This window comes from Saccharopolyspora phatthalungensis (genome assembly GCF_014203395.1).
Taxonomy (GTDB): domain Bacteria; phylum Actinomycetota; class Actinomycetes; order Mycobacteriales; family Pseudonocardiaceae; genus Saccharopolyspora; species Saccharopolyspora phatthalungensis.
The window spans coordinates 2,563,878-2,582,283 of sequence record NZ_JACHIW010000001.1; the positions used below are offsets into that span (position 1 = coordinate 2,563,878).

Annotated in this window: 19 protein-coding genes; 10 read left to right on the plus strand and 9 right to left on the minus strand. The window is 69.9% G+C overall.

What is annotated here, in order from left to right; translation table 11 throughout:
• Positions 1–34 precede the first annotated feature (34 nt).
• Entirely contained in the window at positions 35–367 is a 333-nt protein-coding gene (locus BJ970_RS11650) for a hypothetical protein (protein WP_184726274.1), read from the plus strand.
• A gap of 21 nt (positions 368–388) precedes the next feature.
• On the opposite strand, the gene BJ970_RS11655 is transcribed toward BJ970_RS11650, so the two are convergent.
• The 6 genes from BJ970_RS11655 to BJ970_RS11680 all read right to left on the minus strand — a co-directional run bounded on the left by BJ970_RS11655 (position 389) and on the right by BJ970_RS11680 (position 4,600).
• Complete coding sequence (locus tag BJ970_RS11655; protein ID WP_184726275.1) at positions 389–1,300, minus strand: serine/threonine-protein kinase; 912 nt, start codon at positions 1,298–1,300, stop codon at positions 389–391.
• A 790-nt stretch (positions 1,301–2,090) separates the two neighbouring features.
• Positions 2,091–2,981: a factor-independent urate hydroxylase gene (gene pucL, locus BJ970_RS11660; protein WP_184726276.1), complete on the minus strand. Its 891-nt coding sequence runs from the start codon at positions 2,979–2,981 to the stop codon at positions 2,091–2,093.
• Positions 2,982–2,985: 4 nt separating this feature from the next.
• Positions 2,986–3,351, minus strand: coding sequence for a hydroxyisourate hydrolase (gene uraH, locus BJ970_RS11665; RefSeq protein ID WP_184726277.1), 366 nt, complete (start codon positions 3,349–3,351; stop codon positions 2,986–2,988).
• Positions 3,348–3,857 carry a 2-oxo-4-hydroxy-4-carboxy-5-ureidoimidazoline decarboxylase gene (gene uraD / locus BJ970_RS11670; protein ID WP_184726278.1) on the minus strand — a complete coding sequence of 170 codons (510 nt, stop codon included), beginning with the start codon at positions 3,855–3,857 and terminating at the stop codon, positions 3,348–3,350. Before uraD ends, uraH begins: the two co-directional genes overlap by 4 nt.
• 124 nt (positions 3,858–3,981) lie before the next feature.
• Positions 3,982–4,332: a helix-turn-helix domain-containing protein gene (locus tag BJ970_RS11675; RefSeq protein WP_184726279.1), complete on the minus strand. Its 351-nt coding sequence runs from the start codon at positions 4,330–4,332 to the stop codon at positions 3,982–3,984.
• 10 nt (positions 4,333–4,342) lie between these two features.
• Entirely contained in the window at positions 4,343–4,600 is a 258-nt protein-coding gene (locus tag BJ970_RS11680) for a thiamine-binding protein (RefSeq protein ID WP_184726280.1), read from the minus strand.
• A 4-nt stretch (positions 4,601–4,604) separates the two neighbouring features.
• Between BJ970_RS11680 and BJ970_RS37735 the strand changes: the two genes are divergently transcribed.
• The 6 genes from BJ970_RS37735 to tsaD all read left to right on the plus strand — a co-directional run bounded on the left by BJ970_RS37735 (position 4,605) and on the right by tsaD (position 9,939).
• Positions 4,605–4,844 carry a hypothetical protein gene (locus tag BJ970_RS37735; protein WP_246470817.1) on the plus strand — a complete coding sequence of 80 codons (240 nt, stop codon included), beginning with the start codon at positions 4,605–4,607 and terminating at the stop codon, positions 4,842–4,844.
• Positions 4,845–5,047: 203 nt separating this feature from the next.
• Positions 5,048–6,169 (plus strand): glycerate kinase, encoded by a 1,122-nt coding sequence (locus BJ970_RS11690; protein WP_246470818.1) that lies wholly within the window; start codon positions 5,048–5,050, stop codon positions 6,167–6,169.
• Between the two features lie 101 nt (positions 6,170–6,270).
• Entirely contained in the window at positions 6,271–7,635 is a 1,365-nt protein-coding gene (allB, locus tag BJ970_RS11695) for an allantoinase AllB (protein ID WP_312864215.1), read from the plus strand.
• A 77-nt stretch (positions 7,636–7,712) separates the two neighbouring features.
• Positions 7,713–8,369, plus strand: coding sequence for a tRNA (adenosine(37)-N6)-threonylcarbamoyltransferase complex dimerization subunit type 1 TsaB (tsaB, locus tag BJ970_RS11700; protein ID WP_184726283.1), 657 nt, complete (start codon positions 7,713–7,715; stop codon positions 8,367–8,369).
• Positions 8,370–8,389: 20 nt separating this feature from the next.
• A complete protein-coding gene (gene rimI, locus BJ970_RS11705) occupies positions 8,390–8,887 on the plus strand; it encodes a ribosomal protein S18-alanine N-acetyltransferase (RefSeq protein WP_184729038.1) in 498 nt (165 codons plus the stop codon).
• Entirely contained in the window at positions 8,884–9,939 is a 1,056-nt protein-coding gene (gene tsaD / locus BJ970_RS11710; RefSeq protein ID WP_184726284.1) for a tRNA (adenosine(37)-N6)-threonylcarbamoyltransferase complex transferase subunit TsaD, read from the plus strand. Before rimI ends, tsaD begins: the two co-directional genes overlap by 4 nt.
• A gap of 78 nt (positions 9,940–10,017) precedes the next feature.
• On the opposite strand, the gene BJ970_RS11715 is transcribed toward tsaD, so the two are convergent.
• Together BJ970_RS11715 and BJ970_RS11720 are read right to left on the minus strand one after the other, a co-directional pair.
• Entirely contained in the window at positions 10,018–12,834 is a 2,817-nt protein-coding gene (locus tag BJ970_RS11715) for a PQQ-dependent sugar dehydrogenase (protein ID WP_376775024.1), read from the minus strand.
• Positions 12,835–12,983: 149 nt separating this feature from the next.
• A complete protein-coding gene (locus tag BJ970_RS11720) occupies positions 12,984–13,571 on the minus strand; it encodes a SanA/YdcF family protein (RefSeq protein ID WP_312864216.1) in 588 nt (195 codons plus the stop codon).
• 798 nt (positions 13,572–14,369) lie between these two features.
• On the opposite strand from BJ970_RS11720, the gene groES reads away from it, so the two are divergent.
• Together groES and groL are read left to right on the plus strand one after the other, a co-directional pair.
• Entirely contained in the window at positions 14,370–14,660 is a 291-nt protein-coding gene (gene groES / locus BJ970_RS11725; protein WP_010316109.1) for a co-chaperone GroES, read from the plus strand.
• Between the two features lie 113 nt (positions 14,661–14,773).
• Positions 14,774–16,396 carry a chaperonin GroEL gene (gene groL / locus BJ970_RS11730; RefSeq protein WP_184726285.1) on the plus strand — a complete coding sequence of 541 codons (1,623 nt, stop codon included), beginning with the start codon at positions 14,774–14,776 and terminating at the stop codon, positions 16,394–16,396.
• Positions 16,397–16,585: 189 nt separating this feature from the next.
• Here the strand turns inward: groL and BJ970_RS11735 are convergent, their stop codons facing one another.
• Positions 16,586–16,891, minus strand: a complete 306-nt coding sequence (locus BJ970_RS11735) for a WhiB family transcriptional regulator (protein ID WP_184726286.1) — start codon at positions 16,889–16,891, stop codon at positions 16,586–16,588.
• 196 nt (positions 16,892–17,087) lie between these two features.
• Here BJ970_RS11735 and BJ970_RS11740 point away from each other — a divergent pair, with 196 nt between their 5' ends.
• On the plus strand, positions 17,088–18,194 hold the full coding sequence (locus BJ970_RS11740; protein WP_221467119.1) for a MerR family transcriptional regulator: 1,107 nt from the start codon (positions 17,088–17,090) through the stop codon (positions 18,192–18,194).
• Positions 18,195–18,406: the final 212 nt, after the last annotated feature.

Consider the following 18,406-nt stretch of genomic DNA (forward strand, 5'->3'; position numbering starts at 1 on the left):
GGGTCAGTCTGACAATGCTGCGAAGGGGATGATCATGGGAGAGCGAACCGACCACGCCGACATCCTGGAGACGCTGGCCGAACGGTTGGGCGAGCACCAGGTCTTCGGTGACCCGGTGCAGCAGGGCGACACCACGCTGTTGCCGGTCGCGAGCATCCGTGTCGGTGGCGGCCGTCGTGGTCGCCGCGATGACGACGGCCGCGGCATCGGAGTGATCTCCCGGCCGGTGGGCGCGTTCTCCATCTCGCCCGACGGCCAGGTCGCCTGGCACCCGGCGGTCAACGTCAACCGAATCGTCTGGGGCGGTCAGCTGGCGCTCGCCGCCGCCCTCATCGCCTTGGCAATCGCGTTTCGCCGCAAGCGCTGAAAGCGGATCAGGCGACCTGCATCAGGTGCCGCTGGTTTCCGGATCAATGCCGGACCAGGCGATCAGCCGCGCCGAGACTTCTTCGACGGTCGGGCGGTCCTTCGGATTCGGGGCGAGGCACGCGTCAACGATCCGGGACAGCGCGGCGGGCAGCCTCCGGTGGGTTCGCAGCGGCGCGGCGGTGGTGTGCCGCTGCGGGTAGTAGCGGGTGCCGTTGCTGCTGCGTTCCCGGTGCGACACGGCCGCCCACGGGGTGGTGCCGGAAAGCGCCTCGTACAACGTGATGCCGAGGCCCCACGTGTCGGCCTTCGGAGTCATCTCGCCGCCGTTGGCCTGCTCGGGTGAGAGGTAGTCGAAGGTCCCGGCCGAGCTGTGCTCGCCGATTCGGCAGGCAAGGCTCAGGTCGAGCAGCACCGCCCGGCCGCCGACTTCGACCACATTGGACGGTTTCACGTCGATGTGCACCCAGCCGCGGCGGTGCAGGTAACCCAGCACCGAGCACAACTGGATGCCCAGCACCGCGGTGTCGATCGGCGGCAGCTGGCCGAGCTCCTCGATCAGGAAGCTCAGCGTGTGACCGGACAGCGTTTCGGTGATCACCGCTGGCCGCTCCGGCGGCTCGGTCCGCACGATCTCGTAGCCGCGCACCAGGTGCGGATGCGTGAACTGAGTCAGCAGCACGCCTTCATTGCGCAGCCAGCCCACCGCGCGCTCGTCCGCGGCGCGCTCCGGCCGGACGGTCTTGGCGATGCAGCGACAGGAACGCTGCTCGCTCCACACGTCGTAGACGTCGAGCCGACTGCCGCGGCGCAGATGGCCGATGACCCGGTAACCGGCCGCGAGCGGATCACCCGGCGACAGCGGCGATCCCGGCGGCCCCCAGCCCTCGTCCGGTTCGCCGTAGTAATAGGAACTCAACGAGTCGATTAGCACCGAACGAAGCCGATTGCGCTCGGTCAGCTGTGGCTGCGACGGCGGTAGTGGCCGTGGCTGCTGCTGCGCGAATGGTGCCGACGGTAGCCATGCCCGCTGCTCTCGTACCGACGGCGGTGCCCGCTGCTGGAGGGCCTATGTGAGTGGTGCTTCGCCGGCGACACCATCTTGAACAGCTTCGAAAGGTCCATCGGCCCACGCTCCCGAATCGGTCGGCAATCCGCGCGGTCGCGCGGTGCACTGATCATTGTTCCCGGATTAGGACGCGCGGTCGAGGAATTTTGCACCATTCGCGTATTCAGCCGAGTTGCGGTATGTGGTGCGCATTCCGGCTCTCAACCGGGACTGGGGCCTCCGGCGACAGCCGGGTGCCGATTTCCCACCCGTCCAGCGTTCGGCTCCGCGGTGAACAGGCTCGCCACGGTCAGCAGGGTCATTCCACGGCGGCAGGCCATTGCCTCGCCGACGCGCCCCCGTATCTGGTGGCGAGCCGCAGGCGAACAAGCGGCTTGCGGGCAGCCGGGTGCACCGCGGTTTCCGTTTCGGGAGCCGCGGTTGCGGCGGACCTTGAAGAGGACCATGAGGGCTCCTGGGCCGCAGGAATCGGTTCAGGTCGATTTCAACGCCGGTATTCCTTCTCGTGCTGCCGGAGTCTGTATGGTCCACTGTGGATATAAATATCCACAGTGGATCATTTGAATCGGTCTCGTGCGCCAGTAGTTCGAAGGGAGGTCGCTCGCGACCGTCCCGAAAGACCGCGGCGTTGAACGCGATGGACGGCCGGTCCCGATCAGAACTCGGGCAGGCTGTACCAGGCTTGTGGCGCCTCCTCGACGTCGTCGCGCGTGACGACGCCTTCGATCAGACCGTACGGACGGTCTGCGGCGAAGAACACCTCATTATTGTTCTCCAGCCCGCAGAATTCGAGGTCGACCAGGAAGTGGTGCTTGTTCGGCAACGACAACCGCACCTCGGCGATCTCCGGGTGCTTGTCCAGCGCGGCTTTGCCCATCTCGTACAGGCTCTGCTGGAGGGCCAGGCTGTGCGTGGTGGCGAAGGTCTCCAGCATCGTCGCGCGGATCGACTCGAAGCTCTTGCCCCAGTCCACGTCGGGGTGCCGGTAGCGCCAGCGGGCGGTCACCGCGGTGGCCAGGATCCGTTCGTTGGTCTCGGCCAGCGTCGTGTACTTGTCCTTGGGGTAGCCCCAGAACTCCGAACCCGTGGACTTCAGCACCATCAGGTCCTTCAGTCCCGACACCACGTGGGCCCGGTCGCCGTCGATGGTGACGGCGGTGGTGCGTTTCTCGTCGGTGGAGCGGGCGAAGGAGTGGTCGTGGCCGGTGCCGCCGACCGGAATCCGCCGCCAGCTGTATTCGTCGATGAGAATCCGCGCCCCCGTGATGCCGTCCGCGGTGCCGACGAAGTGCTTGCCCAGCCGCAGCGCGAAGGACTCGATCTCGCCGATGGGCGCTTCCTTGGCGAAGGCGAAGACCGTGTTCTTCTGGGTGTCGGTCGGCAGGCAGTGGCTGTTGTCGCCGGTGAGGTGCACGGCGTCGAGGTCACCGCGCAGCGAGGTGCTGACGCTGAGGTCCTTGATGGTGTGCCGCGGGTTGTCCCGGTTCACCGCGAAGATGCGGACCTCGGCCTTGCCGTACTGGTTGCGGCCCATGACGATGCCCATGCGATCAGCTCCCTCGATAAGTGGAGTAGGCGAACGGGCTCAGCAGTAGCGGGACGTGGTAGTGCTCCTCGGGGTCGGCGATCCGGAAGGTGATCTGTACCCGTGGGTAGAAGGTCGCGACGCCGTGGCGGTCGAAGTACTCGCCGGTCTCGAAGGTGAGCCGGTAGTCCCCCGCGTCCAGCCGGTCCGGTCCCAGATCCCCGATCCGGCCGTCGTCATCGGTCAGCCCAGCGGCCAGGAGTGTCCACACTTGGCTGCCCGGTCCCGCAAGCGGGTCTTCGGTGGACTTCGCGGCCTCCAGCCGGATCGAGACCCCGGCCGCGGCAGCTCCCTGCGCGGCGTCGAGCACGTGTGTGGTGACGGCACTCATCCTTCGATCACCTTTGCCAATCTCAGACCTGCGATCTTGCGGAGCTCGTCGGCGACGATTCGCAGCTCGGTCTCCGGCTCGTTGTCCAGGCGGGAATGCAGGATCTCCAGCAGCTCCGTGCCGCTGCGGCCGCTGGCGCACACCAGGTACACGTGCCCGAACCGGCGCTCGTAAGCCTCGTTGCCCTCGCGCAGCGCGCGGGCCAGCTCGGCGTCGCCGCCGTCCACCCCGGACTGCTCGTTGCACGACCACTTCGCCGAGGTGTCCTTGCCCGTCGCGCATTCGCCGATGCGGGGATGGGCGGAGAGTGCGGCGTGGATCTCCCCGGCGGTCAGTTCCGGCGCGGCGGCGTCGGCCGCCTGGTAGACGGCCTTGACGTCGGCGAAGGGGCGTCGGTCGGCGACGTCGGCGGCCCAGCGCGGCACGTCCAGGCAGGCGAGCAGCTGCCGGATGAGTTCTGCCCGGGGCAGGTCGTTGAGCCGGTCCGGGCCGGTGGTTGTTGACATCGCGAATCCCCAGTGGGTGCTCGGGAGTGGCGGTTGCCGTTACGCGCTTTGGTGTGGCAAAAGCTTGAACCGCGCTCCGCGAGGTGTCAACATTTTGTTGAAATCCCCTGGTGGTGGGGTCGGCCTACTCGCGGTTGAGGTAGTTGTAGACCGTGAAGCGGCTGACGCCGAGTGCCTTGGCCACCGTCTCGACCGACTTGCGCAGCGTAAACGCGCCGCGCTCCTCCAGCAGCCGGACGGCGCGCTGCTTGTCCGCGCGCGGCAGGTCCGGCAGGCGTCCGCCGAGTTCGCCTTCGAGGGTTCGGATCATCCGGTCTAGGGCGCTGGTCAACTCCTCGCCGGGCAGCCGGACGGCAATCGCCGGGGCGCCCTCCCAGTGCAGGACGATGTCACCGGGCTCGCACTCGTCGGCCGGCACGGCGGTGCCGCCTATGTGCTCCAGCAGCGGTGCGATCGCATGGGCGAGCGGATGCACGCCGGCCAGCCTAAACCTGACCCTCGTCGGCGTTGCCGACGCTTACTTGCAGGGTGATCCGGTGCCCGCCGTTGTCCAGGACGGTGTCCAGCACGGCCGCCAGCGCGGGCAGCACGGCCTCGCGGTCGCCGGTGATCGAGGTGCCCAGCGGGCCGAATTCGGGCTCCAGTCCGGCGGCGCGGAGACAGTCTCGGGCGGCTACGGCGTGTGCCGGTGGCTCGCCTTCCCCCTCGAAGGGTTCGGTGGTGAACTCGGCTCGCAAGATCATTGAAGTGACCTCCCAGTTGAACCGTATCGGCCGAAGCTGCTCGTGGCTCGCGAGGACTTCGCCGCTGACCGAGGCGGGGCTGAAGGTGCTCGGCGGCGGGCTCGCCGGCAGCGCGGTGCTCGACGCCAAGGGCGAGAAAATGCGCAACCGCGAGTTCGCCCCCGGGATTCCGGATCGAGCCGCACCACAAGGACATGGGGCATCGTGCAGGCGGCCGCCCGCGAGGCTCGCGTCGACGCCATGAGCGAGCCCGAGCCCGTCCCCAACGCATAACGGACCACTGGGCAGGCCCGGCGCCGGGACGCGTGGTGTGTTGGCGGGCGCACCCCGCACTTCCCCATGACCGAGTCCTCGGGTGGAATACCCGGTGACCCCGGTGTCCTCCGCCGGGCACGTGCCGGGCGGCTCGGCGGAGGACACCGCCCCGCGACTTTTCGGGAGTTCGTTTTGCCTGGTCCTGTCCTCATCGCACCGGACAAGTTCAAGGGCTCGCTGACTGCGCCGCAGGTCGCCGAGGCGGTCGCCGCCGGACTGCGCCGGGGCCGCGCCGACGTCGGAGTCCGGCTGGCGCCGGTGGCCGACGGCGGGGACGGCACCGTGCAGGCCGCGCTGGCCAGCGGGTACCTGCCGATCCCGGTGCGGGTCGCCGGACCGGTCGGTGAGCCGGTCGACACCGAGATCGCTATCCACGGCGACACCGCCGTCGTCGAGCTCGCCTCGGCCTCCGGGCTGGCGCTGCTGGAGGACGACGAGCTCGCACCGCTGGCGGCCTCCAGCGAGGGCACCGGCGAGGCGATCCTGGCGGCCCTGGACGCGGGCGCGCGCACCGTGGTGCTCGGCGTCGGTGGCAGCGCCAGCACCGACGGCGGCGCCGGTTTGCTCACCGTCCTGGGGGCACGGGTTTTGGATGCTGCGGGTAATCCGTTGCCTCCCGGAGGCGGACCGCTGGCCCGAGTGGCCACAGTGGACCTTTCCGGCCTGGATCCCCGGCTGGCCGACACCGACTTCATCCTGGCCTCGGACGTGGACAACCCGCTGCTCGGCGAGCGCGGTGCCGCGCACGTCTACGGCCCGCAGAAAGGCGCCGACCCGCAGCAGGTGCGGCTGCTGGACGAAGCGCTGGGCAACTGGGCCCGCGCGGTGCTGGCCGCCGGCGGCCGCGACGTGGCCGGCCAGCCCGGCGCCGGCGCGGCCGGCGGAGTCGGCTACGGGGCGCTGGCCGTGCTCGGCGCGCGGATGCGGCCGGGGGTCGACGTCATCCTGGAACTCATCGACTTCGATCAGCGCCTTGCCGGGGCCGGGCTGGTCATCATCGGCGAAGGCGCCCTCGACGAACAGACCCTGCACGGCAAGGGCCCGGCCGGCGTCGCCGCCCGCGCCGTCGAAGCGGGCATCCCGGTGGTCGCCATCGCAGGCCGCTGCCGGCTTTCGGCCGAACGCCTGCACGAGGTCGGCATCCGTGGCGCCTACGCCCTTACCGACATCGAACCCGATCCGCAACGCTGCATGGCGAACGCAGCCAGCCTCCTGGCCGACCTCGGCGAACGCCTCGCCCACGACTGGCTCTAGCCGCGCGGGCGGGCAGCCATCCGGACACGCCCCCGATGGCCCGGAACCATCGTGGCGATTTCAATGGAAGCCAGCGCGTCTGCGACGAGGAGGTAACCGCGGTGCCCGAAACCGCCACCGGGGCTTTCGACGTCGTATTCCGTGCGCGACGGCTCATCGGCCCGAACGGGGAGATGGCTGGCAGCGTCGGTGTCCGCGACGGCCGGATCGCCGCCGTCGAGCCGCTGGACGCCCAGCTCGACGCCGTCCGCACCATCGAGCTCGCCGGGGACGAGGTCCTGCTGCCGGGTTTGGTCGACACCCACGTGCACGTCAACGACCCGGGCCGCACCGAGTGGGAGGGTTTCGACACGGCCACCCGCGCCGCGGCAGCCGGCGGCGTCACGACCATCCTCGACATGCCGCTGAACAGCCTGCCGCCCACCATCGACGTCGGCGCACTGGAGATCAAGCGCAAGACCGCACGCGACAAGGCGCATGTCGACGTCGGGTTCTGGGGCGGCGCGGTGCACGGCAACCGCACCAAGCTGCGCGGGCTGCATGAGGCCGGGGTGTTCGGCTTCAAGTGTTTCCTGCCGCATTCCGGGGTCGACGAATTCCCACCGCTGAGCCCGACCGAACTCGACGAGGCGCTGCGCGAACTGACCGGCTACGACGCGCTGATGATCGTGCACGCCGAGGATTCCGAGGCCATCGAGCACGCGCCCGCGGCCCACGGCCAGGCCTACGGCGACTTCCTGAACTCCCGGCCGCGCGGCGCCGAGAATCTGGCGATTGCGCAGGTCATCGAGCTGGCGCGGCGCATCGGGGCGCGGGTGCACATCGTGCACCTGTCGTCCTCGGACGCGCTGCCGATGATCGCCTCCGCGCGCGCCGACGGCGTCAGGGTCACCGTCGAGACCTGCCCGCACTACCTGAGCTTCAGCGCCGAGGAGATCCCCGACGGCGCCACCCAGTTCAAGTGCTGCCCGCCGATCCGCGAGGCCCGCAACCGGGAACTGCTGTGGCAGGGGCTGGCCGACGGGATCATCGACTGCGTGGTCAGCGACCACTCCCCGTGCACCCCGGAGCTCAAGCGTTTCGACATCGGCGATTTCGGGGTGGCCTGGGGCGGGGTGTCCAGCCTCCAGTTGGGGCTTCCGGCGGTGTGGACGCAGGCGCGGGTGCGCGGCCACGGCCTCGCCGACGTCGTGCGGTGGATGGCCCACAAGCCCGCTGACCTCGCCGGACTGCGCCGGAAGGGAGCCATCGCGGTCGGCCACGACGCCGACTTCTGCGTGTTCGCCCCCGATGACGCGTTCGTCGTCGATGTGCGCAAGCTGCACCACCGGAATCCGGTCTCGCCCTACCACGGGCGTCCGCTGTCCGGTGTGGTGCGCGAAACCTGGCTGCGCGGTCGCCGGATCGTTGGGGCCGATGTGGAATCGAGCGGGCCGCGAGGCGAATTGCTCATCCGGCAGGGCTGAACAGCACCGCTGGCCGCGCCCGTCGTGGTGTTCCCCACGTAACCCCGGTGAGCAGGGCTGACGTACGCTGAGTAACCGTGCTCGTCATTGCGCTGGACACCTCGACCCCCGCGGTCACGGCCGGGCTGGTCGCCCTGGACGGCGGTCCGCCACGCGCCCTCGCCGAGCGCGTGACGGTCAACCCGCGCGCGCACGGCGAACTCCTCATGCCGCAGCTGCTGGACGTCATGACCGAGGCCGGACACGAACTCGCGGATGTCGACGCGATCGTCGTCGGTGCAGGCCCCGGCCCCTTCACCGGCCTGCGCGTCGGCATGGTCACCGCCGCGGCGCTCGGGCAGACCTGCGGTCGGCCGGTGCACCCGGTGTGCAGCCTCGACGCGATCGCCGCGCAGGCCCCGGCCGACGGCCCGCTGCTGGTCGCCACCGACGCGCGCCGCAAGGAGGTCTACTGGGCCGCCTACGATGCCGCGCGGAACCGGCTCGACGGCCCGCACGTCCAGCGCCCGGCGGAGGTACCGACCCGCGATTTCGCCGCGGCGGCAGGGGAAATGGCCGAGGCGTTGGGAGTCAAGGTCGTCGAGCCGCGCTATCCGACGCCGGTCGGGCTGGTCGCGGCGGCGGTCGCTGCGCTGCCGGGCGAACCGGCGCCGCTGGTGCCGCTCTACCTGCGGCGGCCGGACGCCGAGGCCCCGGGCAAGCGGAAGTCCGTGTTGACCAGAGGTGGGAAGTGACCGATTACGCGACCACCGCGCTGCGCGTGCTGAAACTGCGTCGCGGCGATCTGAAGCGCTGCGCGGAACTGGAGCGGATGCTCTTCCCCGGTGATGACCCGTGGTCGTGGTCCGCCTTCGCCGCCGAGCTCGACCAGGGCCACTACTACGTCGGCGCCTACACCGATGAGCGGCTGATCGGCTACGCCGGGCTCGCCGTCGTCGGTCGTGCGCCGCACGCCGAGGCCGAGGTACACACCATCGGCGTGGACCCGGTGCACCAGGGGCGCGGCGTGGGCAAGGCGCTGCTGCGGGACCTGCTGGCCCGGGCCGACGAGCAGCGCGCGACGACGTTCCTGGAAGTGCGCACCGACAACGAAACCGCGATCGAGATGTACCGGAAGCACGGTTTCGAGATCGTGGGCCTGCGCAAGCGCTATTACCAGCCGTCCGGGGCGGATGCGCACACCATGCGGCGCCCCGCATCGGCTGCCCCGACGCAAGCCGCGGAGACGGTGACTACGGAGGCCGGGGGATGACTGCGGACCGAGTGGTGCTGGGCATCGAGAGTTCCTGCGATGAGACCGGCGTCGGCCTGGTCCGGCTGGCCGCCGACGGCACGGTCGAGCTGCTGGCCGACGCGGTGGCCTCCAGCGTCGACGAGCACGCCCGCTTCGGCGGTGTGGTGCCGGAGATCGCCAGCCGCGCGCACCTGGCGGCGATGGCCCCGACGATGCGCCGCGCGTTGGACGAGTCCGGCCTCGAACTGTCCGATGTGGACGCTATTGCGGTCACGGCGGGGCCGGGGCTGGCCGGGGCGCTGATGGTCGGGGTCGCGGCGGCCAAGGCTTACGCGGCAGCGCTGGGCGTGCCGCTCTTCGGCGTCAACCACCTCGGCGGGCACGTCGCGGTCGACACCCTGGAGCACGGGCCGCTGCCGTCGCGCTGCCTGGCGCTGCTCGTCTCCGGCGGGCACACGCAGCTGCTGCTGGTGGAGGGCATCGGGGAGCAGATCACCGAGATCGGCTCCACCATCGACGACGCCGCCGGCGAGGCGTACGACAAGGTCGCCCGCATCCTCGACCTGCCCTACCCCGGCGGTCCGCCGATCGACAAGCAGGCCAAACTGGGCAACCCGAAGGCCATCGCGTTCCCGCGCGGGCTCACCGGGCCCCGGGACGCCAAATACGACTTCTCCTTCTCCGGGCTGAAGACCGCGGTCGCGCGCTGGGTGGAGACCGAGCAGCGCTCCGGGCGGGAGATCCCGGTGGCCGACGTGTGCGCCTCCTTCCAGGAGGCCGTGGCCGACGTGCTGACGGCCAAAGCGGTGCGCGCGGCGCGGGACCTGGACGCGGACACGCTGGTGATCTCCGGCGGCGTGGCGGCCAACTCGCGGCTGTCGGAACTGGCGGCCCAGCGGTGTGCGGAAGCAGGGATCACCCTGCGGGTGCCGCGCCCGCGCCTGTGCACCGACAACGGCGCGATGATCGCCGCCCTCGGGGCCCACGTCCTCGCCGCGGGCGCCAAGCCCTCGCCGCTGGACATGCCCGCCAACCCCGGCCTCCCGGTGCACACCATCGTCGTCCAGTAGCGCGGTTGCGATGGAAACCGCGCACCGGCCGCCGGTCTGACCGCGGTCTCAGCTCAAACCGCGGTCAGACCGGGCGGGTCAGTACCGCCGGTCGATCGTCGAGTTGTTCGCCGCGGACCACTGGATGTAGCCGCGCTGGAAGTTGTTGCGACGACCGCCCGGGACCGCGAACTCGCCGCTCGTCGGGTAGCCCAGATACGAGCCTTCCCAGCCGAGTGCCGACCAGCGTTCGCGGATGCGCCCGTACACCTCGTGCGCACCGGTGCCCGGCGTCCAGTAGATCGAGCCGGCCTTGGTGAAGTGGTTGTAGCGCCCCACTCCGTCCGGGGTGACCCGCTCATCGGTCGTCGGATACCCCAGCGGGCCGAGCTCCCAGCCCAGCTGCGACCACGTCGCCCGGATCGCGCCCCAGATCGCGTGGGCCCCGGAACCCGGCGTCCAGTAGATCGAACCGGCCTTGGAGAAGTGGGTGTACCGGCCGACGCCGTCGGGCGTGGTCACCTCGTCGGTCGTCGGGTAGCCGAGCGGGCCCTGCTCCCAGCCGTTGGCCGCCCAGTTCTGCCGGATCGCGCCCCACACCGCGTGCGATCCGGTGTCCGGGCTCCAGTAGATCGACGCCGTCAGGGTCGTGGGCGTACCGGCGAAGTGGTTGTACCGACCGACACCGTCCGGTGTGGACAGTTCGTCGGTGGTCGGCGGGCCGAACTTGCCGTGCCCACCGAGTTGCAGGTACTTCGCGAGGTTCCCGCCGTAGACGTAGTGCACGCCCGTCTGCGCGGTCCAGTAAAGCCGCCCGCGTTCGTAGCCGCGGTAGCGGATGCCGTCCTCGGCGATCTCCGGTCCCGTGGGTTGCCCGAGCAGGCTGCGCAGCTGCGGTTCGGCCGCGTACCGCTGGTCGATCGGCGTGGAATACCGGGCGGTGAGCGTCTGGTCGCTCGCGCCCATCGTCAGCACCCGCGATCGGTTGCCCACGCCGTCGCCCCACCCGTCGAAACTCGCCACGCCGTCGGTGGCCGTCGTCGCCGCGATCACATCGAAGGTGGCCCCCTCGGTGACCATCGCCGAACTCCGCCCGCCCTCCGAGGGGATCTGCAGCACCGCAGGCACGTTGCTGGTCAACGTCAGCAGGTGCTCGCGCGGCATCGCCGCATAGGTCTGGCTGCTGACTACCCCGGCGCTGTCGGTCGTGGTCGCGGTGATCTCCATCCGCGAGTCGGGGTGGTCGGTGAACGCGATCTGGAAGGACTCGCCGGTGCCCCCGACCCCGGGATGCCGGTGGCAGGTCGCCTCTTCCGGGCAGTGCACCTCGGCGCTGGTCCAGGTCACCGGTGTCGTGCCGTCCTCGACATCGGTGGCCTGCGCGGACAGCGACACGGTCTCGCCGACGGCGAAGGTGCGTTCTCCCGGCGTCGTCAGCACCACCCGCGGCGAATTGTTCGCCGGTGCGACCACCACATCCGCGCTGTCCGACGCCCCGAGCGGATCGGTCACGGTCAGCCGCGCGGTGAAGCGGTCGCCGGTCGGGTAGGTGTGGCTGGTGCGCACGCCGGTGCCCGTGGTGCCGTCGCCGAAGTCCCAGCGGTAGGTCAGCGCATCACCGTCGAAGTCCTGCGATCCCGATCCGTCGAAGGTGACCGTGCGGGTCGCCGGGTCCGTGGTGATCTCGGCCGCGGCCACCGGCGCGGAGTTGCCCTGCGGATAGCTGAGCCGGCGCAGCGTGCCCGAGTAGATGTCGGCGAACACGATGTCGCCGTTGGGCGCGGCCGCGAACTTCACCGGGCCGCCGATGTCACTGGCGAACGGCGGGCTTTCCGGCGCCCGCACCAGCTTTCCCTGCGCGTCGAAGCGCAGCGTCCAGAGCTTCTTGGTGGTGTAGTCGCCGAAGAAGTACGCGCCCCGGTATGCCTCCGGGTAACTCTCGCCCTGGTAGACGATGCCGCCGGTGACGCTGTTTCCCTGGTCGAGGCCGCCCCCGTGGCGGTACTCCCACAGCGGCGGGGTGTTCACCACGGACGCGCACTCGGGCAGGTCGGTGTAGCCCGGGGTCGGGTGGTTGCCTTCCCAGCAGGGCCACTTGTAGTTCTGGCCGGGGCGGACGAGGTCGACCTCCTCCCAGGTGTTGTAGCCGACGTCGCCGACGATCGGGGTACCGGTGCTGGGGTCCAGCGACAGCCGGAACGGGCTGCGGAAACCGCTGGCGTACACCCGGCTGCGCCACGACGAAGGGTCCGACGCCTGGTAGTAGGGGTTGCTCGGCACGCCCTGGCCGGTGGCGGTGACGTGCAGGATCTTCCCGTTGGGCGCGTCGAGGTTCATGGCCTGCAACGCATTCCGGTCGGTGCGGGAAAAGTCGGAGAGGTCGCCGATCGACACCCACAGCGTGCCGTCGTTGGCCGCCACGACCCCGGTCAACGCGTGGACCGCGTTGGTGCTGGGGAATTCGAAGAGCACCTGTTCGCCGCCGAGGCCGGTCGGTTCGGGGTTGCCGGTGACCGTCCAGCGCGCGAGTCGCAGCAGGTAGCCGCCGGTGCCGGCGGGGACCGAGCGGATCAGGTAGACGTGCCGCGAGGTCTCGTAGTCGGGTGCTATCGCGATGCCGGTCAGGCCGAGGTCCTGGCTGGGGTCGACGGGAAGGGTGGCGATGGTGCGGGTCCGGCCGTCGGCCGCCACCCACGTGACGGTGCCTTTCTTGCCGGTGGTCAGGATGCTGTCGTCGGGCAGGTAGGCGAAGTCGGTCAGATCGAAGGCGGCCTGTCCGCTGGGTTGGTTGCGCAGGACGAAACCGGAGGGAACCGCCGCCTCCGCGCGGGTAGTCGGTAAGGCCGCTAACAGGCCGATGGACAGCAACGCCACGCAGCAGGCGCTTAACCAGCCGCGGGCTCTTCGAGCGATCACGATGACACACCCCTATTCACAAAGGACGTGCTGGTATCGCCCGAACTTCCGCGTGGGTTGCCCCATTTTCCCGAGTTTCCGGCAACATTTCGTTGCGTCACGGGTGGTCGCCTAATGTGATCGAGACCGGTGCGGGAGACCGCCGATGGTCAGCGACTCCACCAGAAGGCTTTGGTGGTGGCGAGAAATTCGCGGCGGGCACCGCGGGCGGAGACCCGGCGCAAGCCCTCGGCGGCCGCGTCGTGGCCGACGCCGTAGGCGTCGATGCCGGCGCGGCGGCACAACGCCACGGCGCGGCGCAGGTGGAACCGGGTGGTCACCACGGTAATCTCGCGCAGGCCGAAAGCCTCGGCCGCGCGGCGGCAGGACGACCAGGTGTCTACACCGGACTCGTCGAGCGTCACGGCGGAGGCGGGAACTCCGTGCGAGACGAGGTGCTGGCGCATCACGACCGGCTCGCTGTGCCCGCGTGATTCCGGGCTGCCGCTGACGATGATCCGCCGGACCTTGTCCGCTTCGAACAACGCCCGAGCCACGTTCAACCGACCCTGCAGGATCCGGCTCGGCTTGCCATCCCAGCGCACACCCGCCCCCAACACCAACGCGAACTCGGTGGCGGGCACGTCCGGCACCGCCCGGACGCGGCGAAAGCTGCGCGCCATTACCCACCCCGACGGTAGCGCGGCGACCAGCACGAGCCCGGCCAGCGCGGCGAGCCCCATCCACAGTCCACGCACCGGCCAAGTGTCCACCGAGAACCCCGGTCCGATGGCGATTTCAATGGAGATCGGCGCGCCGACGTCCATTGAAATCGGCGGTGAAACGCCGGTCGCAGCGGTACGCGGAGCTCTACCGCCACCAGCCGGAGCAGCGAGCCCCGCGCGGTGGCGGCGGCATCACTTCGGACGCCAGCTCGACCGGGTCGGCGGTCCGGGCGGGCCGGGAGGTCGCGCGGGCCGGGGGCGGCGCTCCCAAGGGCGGTTGGCGGGCTTCGAGAGGGCTGGCATGCCTGGCAACCTAGGGCACCGAACTGCTTTGGCGTAAACCACCTCGTGGCATTGGTGACATTTCCCGCATGCCGATCTACCAGCGATGATCACGCAGGGCTGATCGTTTGTCACAACTTCGCAGGTGGCAGGGTCGATGGGCGGTCCCGCTACGTTCCGAACCGAATCGAATCCGACGAGTAGCGGCGGGGGCTGGGCTGATCGAACCGCCGCAATCGGCCGTCGGGGACTCGCGCCGCCGGTTCTTCTGCTTGACTATCGGTCGGCGGGGTCTTTGGCTGCCAGGGCGGTCGCCGGGTCGCGGGCCGGTTCGCCGCGACCGAGCGGCGGGCTCCGGGCTCGAAATTCCGGGACGGCTGGCGCCCCGACATTCCGACGATGCGGGTGGTTGTTGAGCGTTGGCACTCTCATGGGTAGAGTGCTAGCAGAACGGCGCCGGAGCGCCCCGGCACCCGCGACGGCGGGGAGCCACGGAGCCGTCTTATCCCAGCCAACGCTTCGAAGGCCCCAGAAGGTGGAGGTCACACCGTGGCGAGCATCAAGCCGCTTGAGGACAAGATCGTGGTCCAGGCGAGCGAGGCCGAGACGACGACTGCGTCCGGCATCGTGATCCCGGACACCGCTAAGGAAAAGCCCCAGGAGGGCAAGGTTCTTGCCGTCGGCCCGGGTCGCGTCGACGACAAGGGCAACCGCATCCCGGTGGATGTCAAGGAAGGCGACGTCGTTATTTACTCCAAGTACGGCGGCACCGAGGTCAAGTACAACGGTGAGGAGTACCTGATCCTCTCCGCCCGCGACGTGCTGGCCGTCGTCAACTGACGCCACACCACGCGAGCAATGCCGCCCCGGCGGTCCCGACCGCGGGACCTCCGGGGCGGTCGCATGTCCGGGGCGGAATACCCCAAAGGCATCCATGAAGGGCTGTTGGAACCATGGCTAAGCAGATCGCCTTCGACGAGAAGGCACGTCGCGCGCTGGAGCGCGGCGTCAACCAGCTCGCCGACGCGGTGAAGGTCACCCTCGGACCGCGTGGCCGGCACGTCGTGCTGGACAAGCAGTTCGGCGGACCGCAGATCACCAACGACGGCGTGACCATCGCTCGCGAGATCGAGCTGAGCGACCCGTTCGAGAACCTGGGCGCCCAGCTCGCCAAGAACGTCGCGACCAAGACCAACGATGTCGCCGGCGACGGCACCACCACCGCCACCGTGCTCGCCCAGTCGCTGGTCCGCGAGGGCCTGCGCAACCTGGCCGCGGGCGCCAACCCGGCGGCGCTGAACACGGGCGTCCAGGCGGCCACCGACGCCGTCGTCGAGGCCCTCAAGGCCAAGGCCACTCCCGTCCGCGGCCGCGACAACATCGCCCAGATCGCCACCGTGTCCTCCCGGGACGAGACCATCGGTGCGCTGGTCGGCGAGGCGATGGAGAAGGTCGGCGAGGACGGCGTGATCAGCATCGAGGAGTCCTCGACGCTGGCCACCGAGCTGGAGATCACCGAGGGCCTCCAGTTCGACAAGGGCTTCATCTCCCCGCACTTCGTCACCGACGCCGAGCGGCAGGAGGCGGTGCTGGAGGACGCGCAGATCCTGCTGCACCGGGAGAAGATCTCCAACCTCCAGGAGCTGCTGCCGCTGCTGGAGAAGATCGCGCAGAACGGCAAGCCGCTGCTGATCGTGGCCGAGGACGTCGAGGGCGAGGCGCTGTCCACGCTGGCCGTCAACGCGATCCGCAAGACCTTCAAGGTCGTCGCGGTCAAGGCCCCGTTCTTCGGCGACCGCCGCAAGGCATTCCTGGACGACCTCGCGATCGCCACCGGCGCCCAGGTCATCGCGCCGGAGATCGGTCTCAAGCTGTCCGAGGCCGGCCCCGAGGTGCTCGGATCGGCCCGCCGGGTCACCGTGACCAAGGACACCACGACCATTGTGGACGGCCGCGGCAAGGCCGGGGACGTCAAGGACCGGGCCGACCAGATCCGCAAGGAGATCGAGGCCAGCGACTCCGACTGGGACCGCGAGAAGCTGCAGGAGCGGTTGGCCAAGCTGGCCGGCGGCGTTGCGGTGATCAAGGTCGGTGCGGCCACCGAGACGGAGCTCAAGGAGCGCAAGTCGCGCATCGAGGACGCGGTCGCCGCCGCCAAGGCAGCGGCCGAGGAGGGCAGCGTCCCCGGCGGTGGGTCCAGCCTGATCCACGCCGCAAAGGTGCTGGCCGACGACCTCGGGCTCACCGGTGACGAGGCCACCGGCGTGCAGCTGGTGCGCCGCGCACTGGACGCCCCGCTGTTCTGGATCGCCAGCAACGCCGGTCAGGAGGGCGCCGTCGTGGTCTCCAAGGTCCGGGACCTGGACTGGGGCTCCGGCTACAACGCGGCGACCAACCAGTACGGCGACCTCATCGAGGCGGGCATCGTGGACCCGCTGAAGGTGACTCGCTCCGCGGTCGCCAACGCGGCATCCATTGCCCGCATGGTGATCACCACCGAGAGCGCGGTGGTGGACAAGCCGGAGGAGCAGCCGGAGGCCGCCGGGCATGGCCACGGCCACGGGCATGGCCACTGAGCCGGGCCCGTGAGCGCATAGCCGGGCCGGAGCCCGGACTCGCACTCGGCACGGAGATCGGGGCGGCACCCGCAATTGGGGTGCCGCCCCGATCTTCGTGCGTCCTGCCCGGAGCCGAATGACGCCCCTCGTTGCCATTCGACTCCGGCGGTCGGCCGCGGCTCGCACCGCGTCGACCGCGCAAGCTCATCAGCTGGCCGCAACCGCCAGCTGCTGGCGCTTGCGCGCCTTGATGATCACTTCCCGCTCCGACTCCGACAGCCCGCCCCAGATGCCGTACGGCTCCTGCACTGCAAGCGCATGGGTCCGGCACTGCGCGATCACCGGGCAGTGCTGGCATACCTCTTTCGCCTTCGACTCGCGCCGGGCTCGCGCCGGCCCCCGCTCGCCATCCGGATGAAAGAAGTACGCGCTGTCCATGCCTCGACAGGAGCCCCGTATCTGCCAATCCCAGATATCGGCGTTCGGTCCTGGAAGACGTCGAGTGTCTGCCATTGCGCAAACCACCTCCTAGCGGTGGGTCCCCTCCCCGCTGCGGCGGGCGGCCGCAGCCTCGCATGATCCGACCGTAGAACCGCGCCAAAACTTGTTCAACCCTTATCGTGCCAAAAGCTGTTCATCGTTGGAGTGATCTTTGGCCGACGAAGATCGACCCCCCGGCGGCTTGCTCTCCACACGCCAGAACCGGAACATGTCCCGGGTGACGACGCGGCCGGAACCTGTGCCGGGGCAGGACGCCCCCAACTCGACCGACGATCCGGAACCGGTCGGAAGTTCCGATGGCGCGGCGTCGGACGATCAGCCGCGCCTCAGCGTCGCCGCAGTAGCCCGACGACTCGGTGTGGCACCTGCCACGCTGCGCACCTGGGATCGTCGGTACGGCCTTGGTCCCAGCGATCACACCAGCGGACGCCATCGCCGGTACGCCCCGGACGACATCGCCCGCCTGGAACAGATGCAGCGAGCCCTGCTGCGCGGTGCCTCCCCGATGGAGGCCGCTCGCTACGCCCGCACCGTCGCGGCGCCGCTACCGCAGCGATACCCAGAATCGGCCGAACAACAACAACCGGATTCCGACGGTTCCGGTGATGGCCCGATGATGCTGTCCGGTGTGCTCGACGGCGCGGGCGACATCAAGTTGGTCGGCGGCTCCAACACCGGCGGGCGCGGGCTCAAACTCGTCGGCGCCGGGCCCCACGCCCGCGGGCTGGGGAGAGCGGCGCTCGCCCTGGACTCCTGGTCCGTGCAGCGCTTGCTGATCGAGTCGGTGGAGAGTGACGGGGTCGTCGGCACCTGGCGAGGAATGCTGCAGCCGGTGCTGCGCGCGGTCAGTGAGCGGCGCCAGCGCTCCGGCTCCGGCGTCGAGGTCCTGCAGCTGTTGGTCGACTGCGCCTCCACCGCGCTTCGATCGGTGATCGCCAACGCGCAGGCCCCGATCAATCCCCGCCCGGTGGTGCTCGCTCCGGTGCCCGGCGAAGCCCAAGAGCTCGAACTCGTGGCGCTCGCCGCGGCGCTGGCGGCCAACCGGGTCGGCCACCGGCTGTTCGGTGCCGCGCTGCCGAGAGAAGGACTCGCGGCGGCGGTGCGGCGGTCCGCGCCTGCGGCCGTGGTGCTTTGGGCCGATCAGTCGCACTACGCCTCGCCGCGGGTCTTGGACGACATTCCGATCACCCGGCAGCGGGCGCGAGCGTTCGTCGTGGGGGCTGGCTGGGCGCACCAGGCGCTGCCGGCTCATGTGGAGTTGCTCGATTCGCTTGAGGCCGCCGTCGCACGTGTCTCGGAGGCCGTCCTCGGCTGAGTTACGCTCTTTGTGTCGTAAATCACAACCCAACGTGTGGGTGGGATGACGGTTTTCGTGCGGACGGGCGAAGATCTGGTCACGACAGGGTGCAATCGGGTGAATACTGCAGGTGCGGGGCGTGGTCGGTGACGTCGTGGGGTAGTCGCCGACCCGGTCTCCGCGACTTGCTCGGTTCCGATGAACCCGGCCCGGATGGGGGCGACGCAAAA